This window comes from Sphingomonas sp. SP4 (assembly GCF_058313375.1).
On the sequence record NZ_JBZFLE010000001.1, the window covers coordinates 819182 to 839836 of the forward strand.

Here is a 20655-nt window from a genome sequence, read left to right on the forward strand (position 1 = left end):
GAGGGGTATGTCGCGCATTGTGAAACGGGTTCTTTGGTTCGCTCTTGCGGCCAACCTGTGTACTGCATCCGCTTTGGCCGAGACCACGCAGGAAGTGGTCAACAAGGCGCCGAACGGTCTCGCGCTGACGCCGCCGATGGGTTGGAATAGCTGGAACAAGTTCGCGTGCGACGTGAACGAAAAGATCGTGCGCGCGACTGCCGACGCGATGGTGAGCTCCGGCATGCGCGACGCGGGCTATCAATATGTCGTGATCGACGATTGTTGGCAGGGTCCGCGTGACGCGAATGGTTTCATCACCGCCGACACGCAACGCTTCCCTTCAGGCATCAAGGCGCTCTCCGACTACGTTCATTCTCGCGGGCTCAAGTTCGGCATCTATTCGGATGCGGGCCGGCTGACCTGCGGCGGCCGTCCTGGGAGCCAGGGACATGAATATCAGGACGCGCTGACGTACGCGCGTTGGGGCGTCGACTATTTGAAGTACGACTGGTGCAGCACGGGCGACCGCAACGCGCAGGAAGGCTATGCGGTGATGGCCGATGCGTTGCGCACCAGCGGTCGCAACATCGTCTTCTCAATCTGTGAATGGGGTACTGCCAAGCCCTGGCTGTGGGCGAAGAACACCGGCAATCTGTGGCGTACGACGGGTGACATCTTCGACAGCTTCAACAAGAAGGATCCGAAGCGCGATTGGGCTCTGACACTGCTGCAGATCGTCGATCTCAATGAGCCGCTTTGGCCTTTCGCTGGTCCGGGACACTGGAACGATCCTGATATGTTGGAGGTCGGCAATGGCGGCATGACGCCAGCCGAGTATCGTTCGCACTTCTCGCTTTGGGCCATCATGGCCGCACCGCTGATGGCGGGCAACGACATTGCGAACATGGATGAGAGCACGCGATCGATCCTGCTGAATAAGGAAGTCATCGCCGTCGACCAGGATGCGCTGGGCCGGCAGGGCAGGCGCGTGTGGAAGGACGGGGATCGCGAGGTGTGGGTGAAGTCGCTGACCGGTGGAGCGCGAGCGCTCGTCCTGTTCAATCGCGGGGATCAGCCTGAGCGCATCCGCGCGACCTCGGAACAATTGGATTTGCCGGCCTCGGTCCGTCCCAAGGTGCGCGATCTTTGGGCTCATCGTGATCTGCCGAGTTGGTCAGGTGCCTTCGAAGCGGACGTCGAGCCGCACGGCGTTGTGATGCTCAGGCTGCAGCCCTAGGCGGCAGTCTTCAGTGCACTCGCGTACGATTTGATCACCGCCTGCGTTGACGCATCGGTTTCGAAGACGCTGTACCAGCCCTGCGGCTCGTGCGGCGGATCGCCGACGTAGCTCGTATCACCGCGTACGAAGTGATGATCGGCGTGCTCCGCCCGGCCTTCGCCGCCCCAACCCCAGAAGTTGCACCCCTGGATCGGTCCGCCAGAACGGACACTGTCCAAGACGGCGGCGTAGATCAGGCTGTAAAAGCGGTCCTTGAACGTCGTTGATGTGCCTGCGTCGAAGCTCCCACCCTCACGGGGGAATCCGAACTCTTCGATCACCAACGGCTTGTTGAGACGCTTCGCCACCGCGACCTGCTTCGCAATATAGTCGCGGGTATTCTTCTCGACTGTTGGCCAGGTTCCGGCAAGATCCTTGGGATCCGCCCAGCTCCAGTTCTGCGGCCAGATATGTGCGGTCACATAATCGATCGAAGGGGAGCTGTGCGCGTCGACGACGCATTGATCGCTTTCGATGCAGCCTTGGGTGCCCTCGCTACCCGTTGAAACCATGTGGTTCGGGTCGAGCGATTTGATCAGCCGAGCCGTAGCATCGATCCAGCGGAGATAAGCGGCCATGTGCTTGTTGCCGACTTCCTTGCTTCCGCCGGGCCGGGGCTCGTTGGCCAACTGCCACGCCATGATCGCCGGATCGTCCCGATAGAGCTTGCCGGTGATGGTGTTACGGCGCGAGACGACTGCACGAATGTAATCGTGATACATCGCGACCGCGGGCGCTGAGGCATAGAACTCCGACGAACGATCGGCGAACTCCGGCCACGGATGTGCCGGGTCGTTCATGTCGATGTAGTGGCCGCCGTTGGTCCAGTAGAGATAGGTCATCATGCCGCCTGACCATTCCCAGAAGTTGGTTAGGTAGATGACGGCAGTCAGTCCGCGCTTCCCCATCTCCGCGAGCGCATGATCGAGGCCGCGCAGGAGCGCTTCATTATAGTTCGAACTCTGGTCTCGAAACGTGGGTCGCGCCGAATTCTTTAGCGGCGACAATTCCGAGCTTCCTAGGATTCGCACGTTGTTGATCCCGAGCGAGCTGAGCTTGTCGAACTCGCGCTTGAGCCGGTTACGATTTCCGATCGGTGCATCGGCACCAAGATATGCGGCGTACCACATATTGGTGCCGGCAATCCGGTTCGGCTGGCCACCGAAGTCGAAGCGCCTTCCCGAAGTCTTGACATATGTTGGCCTGGGTGCCGCAGCAGCGGTTGTGCATCCGCCGAGCACCGCCGGAACTGCAATCATCACATCGCGACGCGTCAACATTTAGAGCCCCCGATTCCGCAGCAATTTTGCCGTTGCGTATCGATGGGTCCGACGGGTCACAAGCTCGTGTGTTACCGCTAACGGACCGTGTAACCGGTTTCATGTGTTCCGCGAGCAACAGAAACGTTCCTGCTTGCAGCGATGTTAAATCGGGCGATTGACTGAATCAGTTTCTTACATACCAATGACAGTCGCTCACGTTTGTGGGTGGGGGGAGATTTAAAACCAAGCCCGCTCGAACCGAGGCCGAGAACATAAGAATCTCAACGGCCTGAAGAGTTCTGAGACTGGTTTGGTAGCGCTATCACAACCCACCGAATCGGGAGTGCCGTTGCGTCGCGTCTTTTGATGCAACTGGGTCTTTGAGGGGAGACTTGCATGGTTCGGAAAGCTCGGTTTTCGTCGTCGCGCGCATTGAAGTGTGGCGCTTCGACACTGGTTCTTGGCGCGGTGTTTTTGCAGCCTTCGCTCGCGTACGCACAAAACCAGCCGGATCCGGCCCAGCCGACCACTCAGTCGACCCCCGACAACGGACCGCAAACTCCCGCGGGCGAGGCGATCAGTCAGTCGACCAATCCCAACGCGTCGCAGAATGAGCCCGGCAACAACGGCAAGGGCGCGATCATCATCACGGGTACGAAGCGCGCGTTGCGCACTTCGCAGCAGATCAAGCGGAACGCTGACACGGTCGTAGACTCGATCACGGCTACCGACATCGGCGCATTCCCGGACAAGTCCGTCGCGGAAGCCCTTCAACGCGTCCCGGGTGTTACGGTGAACCGCTTCGCGGCGACCAGCGATACCGCGCACTTCTCGGCCGAACCCTCAGGCGTCATCATTCGCGGTCTTCCGCAGGTCCGTTCTGAATGGAACGGTCGCGACACCTTCAGCGCGAACAGCAGCCGCGGTCTCAGCTGGTCCGACATCACGCCGGAAGTCCTCGCCGGCGTCGACACGTACAAGAACCAGACGGCGGACATGATCGAGGGCGGCATCGCCGGCTTGATCAACCTTCGCACCCGCTTGCCGTTCGATGCCAGCGGTCAGCTGATTCAGGTTGGCGCCCGCGCCAACTATGGCGACCTCGACAAGAAATGGACGCCAGACGTCGGCGCCTTCTACAGCAATCGCTGGCAGACGGGCATCGGCGAGATCGGCATCATGGGCACGCTTGCTTACTCGCAGGTCAAAACCAGGTCGCAGGGAATCCAATACGGACGTACCGCCGTTATCGATAATGGCGCGCCGAACTGGCCTGCGACGGTTTACATCCCGTACTCGCTCAACTTCCTGGATAACGAATACGACCGCAAGCGTACCGGTGTTTCCGCGTCGGCACAGTGGCGCAGCAACGACCACAAGTGGCTCTTCACCGCTCAATACGACCGCTCGTTGTACAAGAACAACTGGCAAGAGAGGTCGTTCGGAGTATTTGGTCTAGGACCCGACTTGTGGCAGCAAGACGCGCGTACGCGAGTTGTCGGCGGCGGAAATCTTGGTGGACGCATCCCGATCCCGGCCCCTGGCACGCCGGATTTCACCTTCGACTCCGATGGCAACTTCCAGACCGGTGTGATCGTCCGTCCATTCAGCGCTGCCGGCTGGTGGGGTGCGGAGGGTACCCAACGCGGCTTCGGTCTGAATGACCAGGGGCAGGAGATGTTCAACCAGTGCTACGGTTGGGCGGCAGCGACGAACTCTCCGGGATGCGAGTACGGCGCGGATGGATCGGCGCCATACGGGTCAGAGACCGGTACCGGAAGCCGTATCAACCAGAACCGCAACATGACGCAGGTGGGAGCGCTAAACCTGAAATGGGAAGCGACGAACGACCTCCGGTTCAATCTCGATGGGCAGTATATCGACTCCCAGATCGACAACTATGACCTGTCGATCGAAATGCATTCGTTCGCAAACGTGGGGCTGGATGCTTCGGGGACGTATCCCCGGCTTACCTTGTTCGACCCATCGAACATCAATCAGTCTGCCGGCGGTTTGTCGAACCCCAACAACTGGTACCTCCGTTCGGTCATGGATCACCTGGAGGACAGCCACGGTCATGAGCTCGCACTTCGTGGCGACGGCGAGTACGATTTCCATTCTGACTGGCTGAACAGCTTGAAGTTCGGCGCGCGTTACGCCGATCGTCAGCAAACCGTTCGTTGGAGCACCTACAACTGGCAGAATGTCGCCAACACCTGGACGAATTGTGGAAACGGGCATCCATACTGGAACCTGGACAGTCAGCCGAGCTCGGCTGTCTGCACAGGCACGGGAGAAGTCTTCAACGGCTATCCTAGCGGGTTTTATTCGGTCGAGCCGTTCGGGGCAGGGTTCTTCGGCGGCAATGTCGGAAGCTTCCCCTTCGTGCCGTTCAATTTCCTCGACCAGCATCGTGCCGACGAATTTAGCCGCGAGCTGACCGGCGTCGGGCAATTCATTCCGATCTGTCAGCGCAACGGTCAGATTCCAGGGGTCACACCTGTCGAACTTCCCGACAGCTGCTTCACCCAAAATGAAATTGCCGATGTGGGGGAAAAGACAACTGCCCTCTACGCCATGCTCAAATTTGGTGGCCCCAATGCGTTGTTAGGTGGACAGTTACCGCTCTCCGGAAATATCGGTCTTCGCTATATCGGGACGAAGGATGATAGTAGCGGATCGGTTCAGTATCCGACGATCCCGGGCCTCAACCCACTGCTGTGTCCACACATTCCAGCAGTACCAGGCGGGATTGTAGGAAACGCGCTAGCCCCAGGTGACCCGGGCTTCACACCACCATCAAACGGCGCGGCTTATTATCCAGCATATTGCTATCTGTCGCCTGAGGACCAAGCGTTTGCTTCCGGTGGCGGTACGCTGGTGTCTGCCAAGAACAAGTTCCATCACTTCTTGCCCAGCTTCAACCTGCGCTTAGACTTGACGCCAACTTGGCTCATCCGCTTCGCGGCGTCGAAGGCGATATCCAGGCCGGACTTCGGCTTGCTGAAGAATTTCACTCAGATCGGGATGACCTTGCCCAACACGGCGCAAGCTGACCTTCAGGGTGACTCCAGGTGGATAATCGACCCGGCAACAGGGCAGCCGATTGGCGTCAATCCGACCTATAGCGCACAGGCTTACAACCCGTATCTGAGGCCCACCTCGGCTTGGCAGTTCGATCTTTCGCTGGAGAATTATTTCGCCAACGTTGGGCAGTTCAGTCTCGCCGGCTTCTACAAGACGTTCCAGGACTACATCCAGTACGGCATTTTCGACCTCGACGTCACGAACAATGGGGCGACACGTACAGTCCAGGTCCGCGGCCCGGCAAACGGGAAGGGCGCAAAGCTCTGGGGCTTTGAAGCCGCATATCAGCGCTTCTTTGACTTCTTGCCAGCTCCGTGGGACGGCATTGGCGTTCAGGCCAACGCGACGTACGTGCACGATAGCGGTGTTCCGAACTCGGGCTTGACGCCAGTCGGCAGTACCGGCGGGCAACAGACGAATACGGGCACGAATGGCACCGCCTTGAATCCGGGTGCGCTCGAGGGTTTGTCGAAGTGGACCTACAACCTTGTCGCGATGTACGAGAAGAAGAAGATCTCGGCGCGCCTCGCTTATAACTATCGCTCGAAGTATCTCGTTACGGTGGTTGATTGCTGCGTCTATCTGCCAGTCTGGCAGAAGGGCGCGGGTTATCTCGACGCGTCCATCCGCTATCGTCCCACGAACACGGTTGAGCTCAGTATTGAAGCAAGCAACCTGCTCAACACCAAGACGGTCCTCTATCAGCAGGTCACGGATAGCGAGAGCCCCGAGGGCATCAATCTCGCTCCGAATGGCTGGTTCCAGAACGATCGCCGCTTCATCTTCGGGGCCCGTTGGAAGCTCGAGTCGGGGGCAAAGCCGTCGGCGCCATTGCCGCCCGCACCACCGCCGCCGCCACCTGCGCCCGCAACGCAGACTTGTGCGGATGGAACGGTGATCGAGGCGACGGCTACTTGCCCAGCTCCGCCGCCTCCGCCGCCGCCAGCGGCGCCCGAGCGCGGTCTCTGATCCCAGCGACGGCGAACGAGTCGTCGTCAAAGCGAGAGGGGGCGCTGCTTCAACGAGCAGCGCCCCTTTTCTTTGATACTCTTGCGTGACCTGGTCGCGCGCATCGACTAGCTCTTCATCAACAAGAGCAAGGAGACGGAAGAAGCGTGAATCGGCCTGTTGAAGTAGTGATCCTCGGCGGGGGCACTGCCGGCTGGATGGCTGCCGCAGCATTGATTTCCCTCCTGCCGCGAAGCCGCTGCAACGTCAGGCTCGTCGAATCCGATGAGATCGGGATTGTTGGCGTCGGCGAAGCAACCCTGCCGCACATCAAGGATTTCAACGATTCAATCGGCGTCGATGAAGCCGAGATGATGCGGGCCACCAATGCGACGTTCAAGCTGGGCATCCAGTTCGTCGATTGGGGCTTCAAGGGTTCTCGCTACATTCACCCATTCGGGGCCCACGGCGGCCCAAATTCGGGGCACTCGTTCCATCACCAATGGCTTCGCGCCGTGAAGGCGGGGCGCGATTGGGATGTGCAGGAATTTTCGTTCGCGGTGATGGCCGCCCAGGCAAATCGGTTCGATTTCCCTGCGAAGGACAAGCCGACGGTCAATTCGACCTTCAGCTACGCCTATCATTTCGACGCGAGCCTCTACGCCCAATACATGCGTATCGTATGCGAGGCGCGAGGCCTTGAGCGCATCGAAGGCAAGGTCCGCAATGTCGAACAGGACCCTGAAAGCGGCGAAATTAGCGCGCTCGTTCTTGAGTCAGGCGAGCGCATTGCGGGGGACTTCTTCATCGACTGCTCTGGCTTCCGCTCGCTGTTGCTCGGCGACAAGCTCGGCGTCGAATGGGAAGACTGGTCGAAGTGGCTTCCCTGCGACCGCGCCATCCCCGTACCGACTGAGCGCGTAGGCGAGCTTACGCCCTACACGCGCTCTACGGCGATGAAGGCAGGATGGCGCTGGCGCATCCCGCTGCAGCATCGCACGGGCAACGGTTACGTTTTTTCGAGCCAGTTCGTTGATGAAGACAAAGCGGTTGATGAGCTGCTGCAAAGCCTGGACGAACCCGTTCTCGCGGATCCGCGATTGCTGCGGTTCCAAGCGGGCCGACGCAAGATGTCGTGGCACCGCAACTGCCTGGCCCTCGGTCTTTCAAGCGGTTTCCTCGAACCACTCGAATCGACGAGCATCTATCTGGTGCAGATCGCGATCATGCACCTGCTTCCACTGTTCCCGACGAGCGGGCGCGATCCGCGGTTGCCCAAGGAATTCAATCACAGGATGGAGATTGAATATGAGCGCATCCGCGACTTCCTGATCCTGCATTACCGTTTGATGGATCGCGATGACGCGGAGATCTGGCGTTATTGCCGCGCGATGGACGTGCCGGACAGCTTGCGCCGCAAGATGGAGCTGTTCCGTCGATCGGGAATCATTGAATCCTACAAGGACGGCCTATTCACCCCAGCAAGCTGGCTTAGCGTCCTGGTTGGGCAGGGGATGATCCCGGAAAACTATCATCCCCTGGCCGACGCTCTGCCGCTTGAGCGAATGTTAAGCGATCTCGAGGAGCTGAGACTGGAGATCCGCGAACGCGTTGACGAAATGCCGAAGCATTCGTCCTTCATCGCCAAATACGCCAATTCGCAAGAGGCTAAGCAATCGGTCTTGCACGAGGCGGAAGAGCGGCTGTGAGCGCCGGCATCAAATCGGTTGTCGTTGTCGGCCGCGATGCGACGGCTTGGCTTGCAGCAGCCGCGCTTAGGCGCTCCTTCGGACGCACCGGCTTGCGTGTCCACGTTGTGGAGCTTGCGACGCTCAGGGCGCCCGTCGACGTTTATGCAGCCGTGCCGTCTCTCGGCTCACTGCACCAGTTGCTTGGCCTTGAAGAGCGTATCGTGCTCGGCGCTTGTCAGGGCACTCCGATGGCCGGGCAGCGCTTCTCGAATTGGGCGAGGGGAGGTGTCCCTTATTACGTTGCCTACGATGACCAGCCCCCGCCCGGTGGGGATCTGCCGTTCGTTCAGTATTGGGTGAAGGGAGCGGCTGAGGGCCTTCGCGTGGGCTTCGAAGATTTCTCACTCGGAAGTGTGTGCGCGCGGTTGGGACGGGTCCCTGTTCCCGATGTGCCCGGCGCTCCTTACTCGGCTAGCTACGGCTACCACCTCGACGCCCTGGCTTATGCGGAGCTCGCGAAGCAGTTTGCGCTGCGTATCGGGGTTGAAGCAGTAGCCAGCCCGTTGACCAAGATTTCTGTGGAAGGTGACCGCATCGCCGGGCTCGACTTTTCAGACGGCGCTCGTCTTACGGCCGATTTGTACATCGATGCCTCCGGTCCTGAGCGAATATTGATCAACCGTCTCGACGGTTCGAAATTCGAGTCGTGGAGTGCATGGCTTCCGTGCAATCGCCTGTTGGCGGCGAGCGGTCCGCCGCTGTCGGACATTCCCGCATTCGGCCAGATTTCGGCATTTCGGGGAGGCTGGGTAGGTCTCTTCCCGCTTCGCCGCCGAACCGCCGTTGTCGCGGCTTACAACTCCTCAGCCGCGACGGACGAGGTTGTCGCCGATCAGATCGGCGTGATCTCACGCATGCCAGTTTCCGGCCACGCCGTCGTCGGGCAGTTGAGACCCGGTATGCAGGCTCGGCCATGGATTGGGAACTGCGTCTCCGTCGGTGAAGCAGCGATCGCCTGCGATCCCATCGATGCGCTCGACCTGCATGTCACCCATGGTTGCATCTCGCATCTCATCAGCCTCTTTCCCGCGAGAGCCGAGGAGTTCCCGGAGGCGGAGGCATTCAACCCTGCGGTGCGCCTATTCGGTGAGAATTTGCGAGACTTTCAGGCGGCTCACTACAAGCTCAATCGAAGGTTCGACGAGCCTTTTTGGGATGCTGCGCGAGACGCCGTGATGCCGGCGAGCTTTGAGCGCCGGATGGAAACGTTCGATGCCCGGGCGCTGGTAACCCTAAACGATGAGGAATCGTTCCAGGAAAGCGGCTGGGCTTCCTTGATGCTCGGTTGTGGGGCGATCCCGAAGGGCTACGATCCGCGTATCGACGCTGTCCCCGAAGTTCAGCATATCCAGAAGGTGCAGCAACGTTTGCGTGACGTAGCGCAGTTGGCGCAGCAGATGCCAAGAGTGGACGAACTGCTTCACCGTATTGCGCCGGCAAAGGTAGATTTATGAGCGCGGAGCAGGTCGAGCATATCGTGGTGGTGGGTGGCGGGACCGCGGGCTGGATGGCCGCGGCTGCCTTTGTGAAAAGTCTCGGAACGCCGCAGCGGCGCATCACCCTGATCGAGTCCGAGGAGATCGGAACGGTCGGCGTCGGCGAATCCACTATACCGCCGATCCAAACCTTCAATAAGTTGCTCGGAATCGATGAGGATGAATTCGTCAGGGAGACAAATGCCACGTTCAAGCTGGGCATTGAATTCGTCGACTGGCGGCGGCTCGGCCACAGCTACTTCCATAATTTCGGGCTGCTTGGCGCCGACCTTAAGACCGGGATCAGCTTCAATCAGTATTGGCTGCGCTGGCTGAAATCGGGTGGCGATCCCGACCAGCTGAAGTTCAGTGTCGAAGCGGAGGCCGCGCGACTTGGTCGGTTCGGACGCGCCGAGCCCTCACAGGCAGGTCCGCAACCGAACGTCAATTACGCCTTCCAGTTCGACGCCGCGACTTACGCCGCCTACCTCCGGCGCTATTCCGAGCGTCGCGGCGTGGTCCGCAAGGAAGGCAAGGTCGTTAATGTGCGACAAAACGCCGAAAGCGGCTTCATCGAAGCCGTTGACCTCGCCGACGGTTCGTCCGTCGCCGGGGACTTTTTCATCGACTGCACTGGCTTTCGGGGCCTCTTGATCGAGGGCGTTCATCGCACCGGATACGAAGACTGGAGCCAGTGGCTTCCAAATGATCGAGCTGCTGCCGTTCCTGCGCAGCGCATGGCCGAGCCAACGCCCTTCACGCTAGCGCGGGCTCGCGAAGCAGGTTGGCAATGGCGCATTCCGTTGCAGCATCGCACCGGCAATGGCTACGTCTTCTGCAGCGAATATTTGTCCGAGGATCAGGCATCCACGCAACTGGTGGAATCGCTTGAAGGGACTGCACTCGCAGATCCCAAAGTGCTTCGCTTCAAAGCCGGGCGCCGCAAGAAGTCGTGGGAGAAGAACTGCGTCGCCCTAGGTCTATCAAGTGGGTTCTTGGAGCCGCTTGAGTCTACGAGCATCCACCTGATCCAGGCGGCGATCGTAAAGGTCCTCGACTATTTCCCGGACCGCAATTTCGATCCGGTTCTGATCGATCGCTTCAACGACGAGATGCAGTTCCAGTATGAGACCATCCGAGACTTCATCATCGCCCACTACAAGGTGACCGAACGGGACGACACGCCCTTCTGGCAATATTGCCGCAACATGAGCATCCCGGACTCGCTTGCAGAGAAGATCGAGATGTTCGGTACCCGCGGTGAGGTGAAGCCCAAGCTTTCAGACCTGTTCAGCGAGGTGAGCTGGTTCGCCATTCTCTACGGCCAGGGGATCGTGCCGCATGGTTATCATCCGGTTGCCGACACCATGTCCGAGGATGATCTAGAACTGACGCTCGCGCGCATTCGCTCCGCGATCAAGCAGCGCCTCAATCAGTTGCCGCCACACGGCGAGTTCATTGCGCGCTGCTGTGCTGCGGCGCCGGCCAGCAACGCCGCTTGAGCTCAACCGTCCCATTTGCGGGAGTCGAGCTCGGCGGCACCAAGTGCGTCGTCATCCTTGCAGGCGGTCCGGATGAGATCTTGGCCCGCGAGACGCTGCCCACAACCACGCCCGACGAGACGCTCGGCGCAATTGAGCAAATCCTGTCCAGCTGGGACTACGCAGCTCTTGGCGTGGCGAGCTTTGGACCGGTGGATCTCGATCCGACTTCGTCGGGATATGGCAATATCACGAGCACGCCGAAGCCAGGCTGGCGAGATGCGCCTGTCTTGCGACGATTGCGCGAGGTCCGACAGGTTTCGGCGGCCTTCGACACCGACGTCAACGGCGCTGCCCTTGGGGAGATGCGATGGGGGGTTGGCCAGGGTTTGGCTGACTTCGCCTATATCACGGTAGGCACTGGAGTAGGCGTTGGCTTGATCGTCAATGGCCAGCCGACCCGCGGCTTCGCCCACTGTGAGTTGGGCCATATTCGTGTGGCGCGGTTGAACGGCGACAATTTCGCGGGGTCATGCCCCTATCACGGAGATTGCGTGGAAGGGCTGGCGGCCGGTCCATCGCTTACTGCGCGTGTCGGCGGCCGCTTGGCCAAGCTCGGAGAGGGCGATCCCGTCTGGGAGTCCGTCGCCTGGGCGGTTGCGCAGATGTGCCACGCCATCGTCTGCGCTGCAGCGCCGCGCGCAATCGCTCTTGGCGGCGGCGTGATGGAGAAGCAGCCTCACTTGCTAGGTCGGATAGAGCGCATGCTGGTCGATAGCCTGAACGGTTACATGCAGCTGCCTGCGGGTGAGGCTTATATTCGACCGCCGATGCTCGGCAGCGACGCCGGTCCTCTCGGCGCGATCGCTCTCGCTATGAGTGCTGCGAAGTAGCTCCAATCAGTATTCGGCCACCCGAACTTTGGAGCTTGTCATTTGGTTGGAGCAGCAGGCAATCGCCGGGTCCGCCGGTGATGTCGCGCGACCGCACTTCGCCGTCGATCGGAAGTACCCACCGTAGCCGGTCCTCCAGCGCATCATCCCTCGTTAGGACGAGAGTGAAATGCGGACCATCGACCAGCGTTCGCTCATCGGTGCCCGCCAAGTGTTGAATTAGTCTCTCAGGAAATGGTCCCGCGTTCGAAACTGTCACGCCATCGTCCAAGTGCAGCTCACGCGGACGACCATAATCGTAAAGGCGGTAGGTCACGTCCGAATTCTGCTGGAATTCGAGCAAGGAAATGCCTGCACCAATCGCGTGGATAGTTCCGGAAGGCACGAAGACAAACTCACCCGCACTCACCGGGCGCCAGTCCATTAGCTCTTCGATTGAGCCGTCGAGGGCGGCGGTCCGAAGTTCCTCCGCTGACAGCTCGCGCTTGACCCCGAGGCCCAGCGTCGCGCCAGGCTCCGAGTCGAGAATGTACCAGCATTCGCTTTTGCCGCTGACGAGTCCCCGCTCACGCGCCTGCTCGTCGTTCGGATGCACCTGGATCGAGAGCCGCTCGCTTGTGAAGATATATTTCGCCAGCAGAGGCAGGTCGGTTCCGTTGGTGAACCAAACTTCCCCGATGCGCTCACCGGCCGGCGGATCGAACATGGGAGGGAGCTGAGTTCGGCCCCAGGGCTTTTCGACGTAACGGCGTTCGAGCTTCATGTGGCGCTCAATACGCGCTTCAGGATGGGTTCGACCACCGTCGCCATCGCGTCGTAGCCAGCTTCCGTCGGATGAACGCCGTCATACGCCAGGCCCGGCCGCATGGCTCCGGTTCCGTCATCGAGAACCGCGTCGTAGTTCACCCAGGTTGCGCCGCTGCTTTGGGCGAATCGGTTCAGCCAGCGATTCATGTCGGCAATCGGCTTCTTCGTTTCTAGTCCGGGCCGCCACGGGAACGAGGCTGCCGGCGGAATGGAGGCGACTAGCAGCTTGATGCCATGACTGCGTGCGATGTCGCTCATCACGCGGAAATTGTCGTGAGTCATCGCGGGGGTCATCGGTCCCGTATTGCCTGCAATATCGTTGGTTCCGGCCATTATATGCACTGCCTTGGGCTTCAGACGCACGACATCGGCCATCATCCGGAGGACCATCTGTGGAGTGGTCTGACCGCTAATCCCTCGATCGATTCTCCCCGCGGAGAAGAAGGAGGGCCTTTTGTCCTTCCAGCCCTCGGTGATGGAATCCCCGAGGAAGACCGCGTCGATGCGCTCTTTCGACGCGATCAGTTTCTCGTTGTCCGCGCGATATTTCGCGAAGTTCGGGAAATCAAACGTCGGCATCAACTCGCGCTTACACTGCTCTTCGAACGTCTCGGCTGCAGCCGGCGCAGCAGCGAAGACGAGCGGCGCGGCGAGGCTCGTCTGGATCAGGGTGCGGCGGCTGAGCTTCGTCACAGTCTCTCCATTAATGAGCAGATTTCAGCGCGATCGGGCGGCAACGCAGTCACGCCGCGCGCGTCGAACAGCACGTGCGTTGGAGCATCGGTTTGGAACTTGGGCCACGGCGGCAGGCCGGTTCCGTTTGGGCCGCCCGAGCGAATGAAGTTGATCCAATAGGGGTTGAGCGACAGCCCGGGCGCGAAAGTCGCCTCACCGAAGGCATATTGGATTTCCAGCGCGTGCGAGGTCTTCCCGCCGTTCGGAGCGGCGTCGAACTCGTAATTCCACACAGGCGCACCTTTCGCAGCCATGATTGAGGCGAAGCGTGATGCCGGGCAGCGGAACGTCACATCGGTGGCGATCTGCTGGTCTCGCGTTCCGAGCCGCGTGTCTTCTGGAGGATCGAGTTCGTCTAGGCGGTAATATGCTCGGGCTTTCGCGGCGTTCGCACCGAATGCCTTAGCGACGAACGCGTCGCGGTGTGGACGGTCGCCGGGGAGATTTAGCTCCAACCGGTTTGAACCCACGATCACAGGCTTGGCCGGCGCCTCCTTCAACAGCTCAGCGGGAGACTTCGGCAACACTGAGCCGTCGACCGTGGTCCTGAGCCACAAATAATCGTCAGCTTCCAACGCGTCGTCGTGAAGATGCTTGTCGACCTGAAGCAGGGCCGCGGGAGAGGCGTGCCTCATCTTCTCGAGCTGACCGCCTGAACCGAGCAAGCCGTCGGCCTGAGCTCCAATTTGCTCCGCCTCAGTGAGCGGACGGAAAGGCAAGCCGAAGCCCGGCGTGCCGCTTTCCATGATCGCCTTGTGGAAGAGCGGCCGGGCAGCCGGAGCGGTGAGCAGCAGGCTTACGTCTTGCGATCCTGCGGATTCGCCGGCGATCGTTACGTTCGCGGGGTCGCCGCCGAATTTCGCAATGTTGCGCTGGACCCACCGCAAGGCGGCGATCTGGTCCATCAGGCCGTAATTGCCGGAAGCGCCCTGTTCCGCCGTGAGCTTGGGATGCGACAGGAAGCCGAAAATCCCGAGCCGATACCGGACGCCCACGATCACGACCTGCTTGCCGACATCGGAAAGCACGATGTCGTTCGGACCCCCCGCGCGATTGCTGCCGCCATGGATCCACACGAGCACGGGCAGCTTTCCGGTCAACGACGGCGTGCGGACATCAAGCGTGAGGCAGTCTTCATTGCCGATCAGGAAGTCGCCGTGGTTCCAGCCATAGTCGTTCTGCAGACAAGAAGCGGGCTGCTCGACACTGGCGCGGGTGCCGCTCCAAGGCCGTACCGGCTGCGGTGGTTTCCACCGCAATTCATCAAGGGGCGGCGCCGCGAACGGAATGCCTCGAAATAGATATCCGCGGTTCCACGCCTTGCCGGTCACTGCACCGCCGTCGACGCGGACCACTTGAGCTTTCGCAGGTGCGCAGGAGAAGAGGGCAAGCACTAACGATCCAACGAAGAACAATTTCGACAAGCGGCGCTCCTTCTGAGGTCCGGCCGACGTTAGCGCTAACCCTTCGCCTTGTGCGACGCATTTTTCGCTGCCAGTTTGCGGCCAAATCTATTGAGGGGATTCAAGCGTGCAGCAACGCCAAGCGGCGGGCGTCACCGGCGCCTTCGTCATCGTCACTTGCCTGTTCTTCGCGTGGGGCTTCATCACTGCGCTAAATGATCCCCTTGTCGCAGCCGTGAAGGGCATCTTCACGCTGAGCCGGTTCGAGGCGCAGTTTATCGCTTTCGCCTTCTTCGTCGCTTACGGTCTGATCTCCTTCCCCGCGGCGGCGCTGCTGTCGCGTACCCGGGCCATGCCCTCAATCGTCATGGCGCTCGTGACAATGATCGTGGGATGCGGGCTGATCCTGGCAGCGGCAAACCTCGCCATTTTTCCGCTGGTGCTCGTCGGCCTGTTCGTCCTGGCAAGCGGCATTACGATCCTCCAGGTTGCGGCCAATCCGCTCGTCGCTGCGCTCGGTGATCCGAAGCTTAGCCACTTCCGGCTGACGTTTAGCCAAACCTTCAATTCGCTCGGCACCTTCATCGCGCCCATCCTTGGGGCGCACCTCTTCCTCAAGGGTGTTGAGGTTAAGGAAGGGACGGTCATCACGCCGGAGGTCCGGGCACATGCGTTGAGCGGCATCGACACGGCCTATTTCTGGCTGTTCGGCATGATCGCGGTGCTCACGCTGTTCATGTGGTTTTCGCGCGGGACCGTAAATGCGGCGCTTGGTGAGCAAGATACCCCCAGGACACGACAGACGATTGGCGGACTAATTAGCGACGCCGTTAGCTCGGGCTGGGCCCTGTTCGGTGGGCTCGCGATCTTCCTCTACGTCGGCGCTGAAGTGTCGATCGGCACGCAGATGACCGCGTTCCTAAACGATAATGCTATTTGGGGGATGTCCGACGCTCCCTTCAGAGTTCCACTTCTCGGCGCAACGATGGGCAGTGACGGCATCCACGGCGTCTCGGTCGAAGAAGCGGGTAAGGCCGTGGCCTTTTACTGGGGCGGAGCGATGGTCGGCCGCGCCATCGGCTCAGGGCTGCTCGCCCGCTTCTCCGCGCCCAAGCTGCTTGCCACCTTCACCGCGATCGCTTGTGCGATGTGCCTCTATGTCGCTCTCGTCGGTGGAGTGACCGCGGGCTTCGTTGCGCTTTGCATCGGCCTGTTCAATTCCATCATGTTCCCGGTGATCTTCACCATCACCCTCGAGCGTTCCTCGGCCAGTGGGGAGGCGACGTCCGGTCTGCTTTGCACGGCTATCGTCGGCGGCGCCCTCGTCCCCCTGCTCGTCGGAAAGTTCTCAGAACTGACCAGCTATCATGCAGCGCTGCTGATTCCGGCAATCTGTTACGCGGTGCTGTGCCTGTTCGCGCTGTCAGCGTCGCGTACGCCGGTACAGCTGCGGGACGAGCCGGCAGTCGCTACGATTCACTAAGCGGCGGCCAGCTTCCGGTCGATGAATTCGCTTGCGAGCGGGAGGCGGCGTGCCGCCTGCTCGTAAGCCTGCGACAGTTCCGCCATGGCGCGAAGCACTTCCCGATCGGGCATGGCATCGACTAGCGGATCGTGGCTCGCGGGAATCACGCCCTGACCGAGCATGACGGCGACCCAACTGGGGATATCGAACAGTTCGTCATTGTAGCGGAACACCCGGCCGTTCTGACGGAACAGCTCGATCTTATGCTTCAGCGTGTCGGGCACCTCCATCTGCCGCACATGATCCCAGAAGGGGCCAGTGCGCCGAGTGGCGTGATAGTGGAGGATGATGAAGTCGCGAACCGGCTCGTAGCCGTTGACCAAGTGGCGGTTGTATTCATCCCGCTCAACCGGGTTGATGCCGCTGCTGGGAAACAGGCTGAGCAGCTTCTGGATACCATGCTGAATGAGGTGGATGCTGGTCGACTCCAGCGGCTCTAGGAAGCCTGAGGAGAGCCCGATGGCTACGACGTTGGCTTCCCACGACTTGCTGCGGCGCCCAGCGGTGAACCGGAGGCGATTAGGTTCGGCGATCGGCTTGGCATCGAGCGTGTCGATGAGGATGTGCTCGGCCTCGTCGTCGCTCATGTGGGCACTGCTGTATACGTGGCCGTTGCCGGTGCGGTGTTGCAGCGGAATGCGCCACTGCCAACCCGCTGGATGCGCCGTCGAGCGCGTGAAGGGAAGCAGCGGATCGGTTCGTTCCGAGGGTACCGCGATGGCGCGGTCGCACGGCAGCCAGTGGCTCCAGTCCTCGAACGGCACGTGCAAAGTTTGCCCAAGAAGCAGGCTTCGGAACCCGGAGCAGTCGACGAACAAGTCGCCTCGAACACGCCGGTCGTCATCGAGGCGCAGGCCGGTCACGAACCCGGTTTCGCCGTCCTGATCGACTTCGACGATCCGCCCCTCAATCCGCTCGGCGCCATGTGCTTCCGCATATCTGCGCAGGAAGCGGCCGTAGGCGGCCGCGTCGAAGTGGAAGGCATAGGCGAGCTGCGCAATTGCGTCGTTCGGATCGGCGGATGGATGGCCGAAGCGGTTCTGGGAGGCGGCGGCCGCGGACATTGAATAACGCGCGAGATCGCCGACCGACCGATCGTCGCGATGCTTCAGCCAGAGCTGGTAGAACGGCACTCCATTGAGTGGACGGCCGATCTGCCCGAATTGGTGGAAGTAGCTCTGACCCTCCTCAGTCCACCCGACGAACTCGATCCCGAGCTTATAGGAAGCGTAGGTCTCTCGAAGGAATTCCGCTTCGTCGATCCCGAGCTGCGCGTTGAATTCCAGGATGGGCGGGATCGTCCCTTCGCCGACCCCTACAGTTCCGATTGCCTCCGATTCCACGACGACAACGCGTTTGCCGCTTGGTGCCACGAATTTCGCAAGCGCCGCGGCCGCCATCCAGCCTGCGGTGCCTCCGCCAACGACGACGATCCGGCGGATCGGTGAGGCTTCATTCATGGGCGCACGCTAGGCGTTCATGCCTGCGCTTGGGAAGTCCCACCTACGGCGTGTTGTAGGGGATCCAGTCGCCGAGCGTACACCACGGCCCAGGGATATTGCCTCCGGGCGCCAGGCCACGCACGCGGTTGCCGCGACAATATTGCTTGCCGTCCGCCGCATCGACGATGACCGTATTGAACTGGCTTAAGCCCGGACAGGGCGAAGCGAGGCGGTTCACGTAAGTCGTCGGTCCGGTACCGTAAGCGATCGTGCTTCGGTCGATAATGCGGAGGTTCTCCGCGGAATATGACGTCACGCAAAGCTGAGGAGGTCCGGCCACTTTTCCTGCAAGCTGGCGCGAAAAGGCGGCCCCCGGCGGTTCGGACGGCTGCGTGCAGCCCGCCACACCCAAAATGGCGATAAGCATCAGTGGACGCATGGCGCTTCTCCTTTGGCCGGAACGCAACGAGAGCGTGCATCGATCCGTGGCGTGAGAAATCCCGGAACCGTGTCGAAGTGAATCGCCTCATACCACGAAAGTGGGTGGGGAGGAGGGGCGTGGCCCTTCGGCAGCGGAAGCTTCGACAAGCTCTGCCAGTAAGCAATGGACGCATTTCGCCACCATTGCGCCTCGACGACTTGCTGGGTGAGCTTTGCGGTGACCGCCCGGTGGCGTTCGGGATCGATAAAAGGACGCATTGCGTTCCAAGTGCGCTTCGCTCGCCTGACTTCTCCGACACCCTCGTCGTATCGGTCGATCAGCTCCGCCCAGAGGGTGTGGCCGGTGCGAAGACGGTAAGTCCACGGCACATGATGGAACCACAAAAGATACTCTTCGGGAACGCAGCGAAGGTCTCCGAAACAGGCTCCCACTGATGGCGCATATTGGGCGACGGCATTGCTGCCACTCGCGGTCCGGTCGAAGCCGATGCCGTTTGCGTCGGCACGATGATAGTAAGTGGGATTCCAGAGCGGCGCAGGCTGGTCGTGCACCCAGGGACCGGGTCCATAATGATGGTCACTGGCCATCAGATGAGCGAGGCCGAGCGGGGTCATATAGTTCACGACGGCCTCGCGTGAGTTCATCATCATCTGCACGATGGGGGTGACCGCACGCGCGTCATTGCTGAAGGTCATGCGCGTCCAATCTTCCGCAATCTTGCGGGGGTCTGCCGTCGGGTCCCATGCAAGCCTGCCGAAGGCGAACCAGTTTGCCTGGTCGAAGTCCGAGCCAGCCCAGTTGCGGCTGCTCCCAGCATTGGAGACGCCGGCCATAGCGGTGATCGTGTCGTGTACTTCCGAGTTCGGATCAGGGCGACCGGTTCGGCTCCGCAGCACCTCCGACCACATCGGCGCGAGGAAGGCGAGGTGCGTACTCTCGCCGAGATATTCCTTGGTTAGCTGTACTTCCATGGCGACACGTGTCCGGTCCATTCGTCCGAACAAGGGATGGAATGGTTCACGAGGCTGGAAGTCGACCGGACCGTTCTTCACCTGAATGATGACGTTGGACGCGAACTTCCCATCGAGCGGAGCGAATTCGTCATAGGCCTGGCGCGCGCGGTCCGCGCTATTCTCCCCGGAATAGACGAACGCCCGCCAAATCGCTGTGCCTCCGTGCGGCGCGAGGGCAGCGGCAAGCGTGTTCGCGCCGTCCGCGTGCGTCCTCCTATACGTTTGCGGCCCGGGCTGGCCTTCCGAATTCGCTTTCACCAGGAAGCCGCCGAAGTTTGGGATGATCCGGTAGATTTCATCGGCCTTCGCGCGCCACCAGTCGCTGACGCCTGGGTCGAGCGGATCCGCGGTCTTCAGGCCGCCGATTTCGATTGGTGCTGAGAAGCGAGCCGTCAGGAAGACGCGAATGCCGTACGGCCTCCACGCGTTCGCGAGTGTCGCGACTTTGATCAAATATGCTTCAGTCAGGATGCGCGCGTCTGCATTGACGTTGTTCAAGACAACGGCGTTGATACCGATCGATGCGTTGGCGCGTGCGTAGTCGATCATGCGCTGATCGACGCGCGGCAGTTCGCTCCAATTCCAGAGCGATGAACCCGCGTAGCCGCGCTCGACGGTGCCATCGAGATTGTCCCAATGTTCGAGCATGCGAAGTCGCACCGTCGGGGCGTCGGCAATGTCGAGATGCGAGATGTCTCGGCGTGTCTGCAGCAACCGAAGGAACGCGAAAGCGCCATAAAGCGCACCAACATCGGTTCTGCCGGAAATCACGGTCGTTCGGCCGACCGATCTAATCCTGTAGGCATCTTCGCTGCTGATTTGCGGATCGACGGTTAGAATGATCGCGCCATCTCTTGACCCACGTATCGGAACGGGATGACCGAGCATCCCTCGCAGTCCTCGTTCGAGTTCATCTGCGGCGATGCGTAAGGTGTCGCTCGATCCCTGGACGACAATCGCAGTGGCGTGCGGTGCGTAGCGGGCGCGCCACGGCTGCTCGATTGGCTTGTACCGAAGCCATAAATTGTATCCGTCCTCGGCATGTGCTGCCGTTCCAAACAGAACGAGCGCAGCGACCAGAGCGCGAATGAGACGGATCGAACTGCTGTGCACGCGGTCCTCGTTGACAA

General features: G+C 60.7%; 14 protein-coding genes. 7 read left to right on the forward strand and 7 right to left on the reverse strand.

Going from position 1 to position 20655, the window contains the following annotated elements; genetic code table 11:
• Positions 1 to 19 precede the first annotated feature (19 nt).
• Entirely contained in the window at positions 20 to 1219 is a 1200-nt protein-coding gene (locus AC4GYV_RS04175; protein WP_491099399.1) for a glycoside hydrolase family 27 protein, read from the forward strand.
• On the opposite strand, the gene AC4GYV_RS04180 is transcribed toward AC4GYV_RS04175, so the two are convergent.
• A complete protein-coding gene (locus AC4GYV_RS04180) occupies positions 1216 to 2541 on the reverse strand; it encodes a glycoside hydrolase 5 family protein (protein WP_491099400.1) in 1326 nt (441 codons plus the stop codon). The two genes, AC4GYV_RS04175 and AC4GYV_RS04180, sit on opposite strands and share 4 nt — an antisense overlap.
• 450 nt (positions 2542 to 2991) lie before the next feature.
• On the opposite strand from AC4GYV_RS04180, the gene AC4GYV_RS04185 reads away from it, so the two are divergent.
• The 5 genes from AC4GYV_RS04185 to AC4GYV_RS04205 all read left to right on the forward strand — a co-directional run bounded on the left by AC4GYV_RS04185 (position 2992) and on the right by AC4GYV_RS04205 (position 12158).
• The gene (locus tag AC4GYV_RS04185) at positions 2992 to 6579 is read left to right on the forward strand and encodes a TonB-dependent receptor (RefSeq protein WP_491099401.1); all 3588 of its coding nucleotides are present in this window, start codon (positions 2992 to 2994) and stop codon (positions 6577 to 6579) included.
• A gap of 146 nt (positions 6580 to 6725) precedes the next feature.
• The gene (locus AC4GYV_RS04190; RefSeq protein ID WP_491099402.1) at positions 6726 to 8267 is read left to right on the forward strand and encodes a tryptophan halogenase family protein; all 1542 of its coding nucleotides are present in this window, start codon (positions 6726 to 6728) and stop codon (positions 8265 to 8267) included.
• Positions 8264 to 9763, forward strand: a complete 1500-nt coding sequence (locus tag AC4GYV_RS04195; protein WP_491099403.1) for a tryptophan 7-halogenase — start codon at positions 8264 to 8266, stop codon at positions 9761 to 9763. The genes AC4GYV_RS04190 and AC4GYV_RS04195 overlap by 4 nt, the downstream gene beginning before the upstream one ends.
• A complete protein-coding gene (locus AC4GYV_RS04200; RefSeq protein WP_491099404.1) occupies positions 9760 to 11286 on the forward strand; it encodes a tryptophan halogenase family protein in 1527 nt (508 codons plus the stop codon). The genes AC4GYV_RS04195 and AC4GYV_RS04200 overlap by 4 nt, the downstream gene beginning before the upstream one ends.
• Positions 11283 to 12158, forward strand: a complete 876-nt coding sequence (locus AC4GYV_RS04205; protein WP_491099405.1) for an ROK family protein — start codon at positions 11283 to 11285, stop codon at positions 12156 to 12158. Before AC4GYV_RS04200 ends, AC4GYV_RS04205 begins: the two co-directional genes overlap by 4 nt.
• On the opposite strand, the gene AC4GYV_RS04210 is transcribed toward AC4GYV_RS04205, so the two are convergent.
• From AC4GYV_RS04210 to AC4GYV_RS04220, 3 genes are read right to left on the reverse strand one after another with little or no spacing between them, the layout of a single operon-like run.
• Entirely contained in the window at positions 12139 to 12921 is a 783-nt protein-coding gene (locus AC4GYV_RS04210) for a class I mannose-6-phosphate isomerase (protein ID WP_491099406.1), read from the reverse strand. The genes AC4GYV_RS04205 and AC4GYV_RS04210 overlap by 20 nt on opposite strands.
• Positions 12918 to 13658 carry a GDSL-type esterase/lipase family protein gene (locus AC4GYV_RS04215; protein WP_491099407.1) on the reverse strand — a complete coding sequence of 247 codons (741 nt, stop codon included), beginning with the start codon at positions 13656 to 13658 and terminating at the stop codon, positions 12918 to 12920. Before AC4GYV_RS04215 ends, AC4GYV_RS04210 begins: the two co-directional genes overlap by 4 nt.
• Complete coding sequence (locus tag AC4GYV_RS04220) at positions 13655 to 15124, reverse strand: carboxylesterase/lipase family protein (RefSeq protein ID WP_491099408.1); 1470 nt, start codon at positions 15122 to 15124, stop codon at positions 13655 to 13657. Before AC4GYV_RS04220 ends, AC4GYV_RS04215 begins: the two co-directional genes overlap by 4 nt.
• Positions 15125 to 15230: 106 nt before the next feature.
• Between AC4GYV_RS04220 and AC4GYV_RS04225 the strand changes: the two genes are divergently transcribed.
• A complete protein-coding gene (locus AC4GYV_RS04225) occupies positions 15231 to 16586 on the forward strand; it encodes an MFS transporter (protein ID WP_491099409.1) in 1356 nt (451 codons plus the stop codon).
• Here the strand turns inward: AC4GYV_RS04225 and AC4GYV_RS04230 are convergent.
• From AC4GYV_RS04230 to AC4GYV_RS04240, 3 genes are read right to left on the reverse strand one after another with little or no spacing between them, the layout of a single operon-like run.
• On the reverse strand, positions 16583 to 18088 hold the full coding sequence (locus AC4GYV_RS04230; protein ID WP_491099410.1) for a tryptophan halogenase family protein: 1506 nt from the start codon (positions 18086 to 18088) through the stop codon (positions 16583 to 16585). The two genes, AC4GYV_RS04225 and AC4GYV_RS04230, sit on opposite strands and share 4 nt — an antisense overlap.
• Before the next feature lie 43 nt (positions 18089 to 18131).
• Entirely contained in the window at positions 18132 to 18509 is a 378-nt protein-coding gene (locus AC4GYV_RS04235) for a hypothetical protein (protein ID WP_491099411.1), read from the reverse strand.
• The gene (locus AC4GYV_RS04240) at positions 18497 to 20638 is read right to left on the reverse strand and encodes an alpha-glucuronidase family glycosyl hydrolase (protein ID WP_491099412.1); all 2142 of its coding nucleotides are present in this window, start codon (positions 20636 to 20638) and stop codon (positions 18497 to 18499) included. The genes AC4GYV_RS04235 and AC4GYV_RS04240 overlap by 13 nt, the downstream gene beginning before the upstream one ends.
• Positions 20639 to 20655 lie beyond the last annotated feature (17 nt).

Excerpts from the sequence above, each read along its gene's own strand:
- AC4GYV_RS04180 (WP_491099400.1), bottom strand. The coding sequence starts at position 2,541 with ATGTTGACGCGTCGCGATGTGATGATTGCAGTTCCGGCGGTGCTCGGC.
- AC4GYV_RS04200 (WP_491099404.1), top strand. The coding sequence starts at position 9,760 with ATGAGCGCGGAGCAGGTCGAGCATATCGTGGTGGTGGGTGGCGGGACC.
- AC4GYV_RS04235 (WP_491099411.1), bottom strand. The coding sequence starts at position 18,509 with ATGCGTCCACTGATGCTTATCGCCATTTTGGGTGTGGCGGGCTGCACG.
- AC4GYV_RS04230 (WP_491099410.1), bottom strand. The coding sequence starts at position 18,088 with ATGAATGAAGCCTCACCGATCCGCCGGATCGTCGTCGTTGGCGGAGGC.
- AC4GYV_RS04210 (WP_491099406.1), bottom strand. The coding sequence starts at position 12,921 with ATGAAGCTCGAACGCCGTTACGTCGAAAAGCCCTGGGGCCGAACTCAG.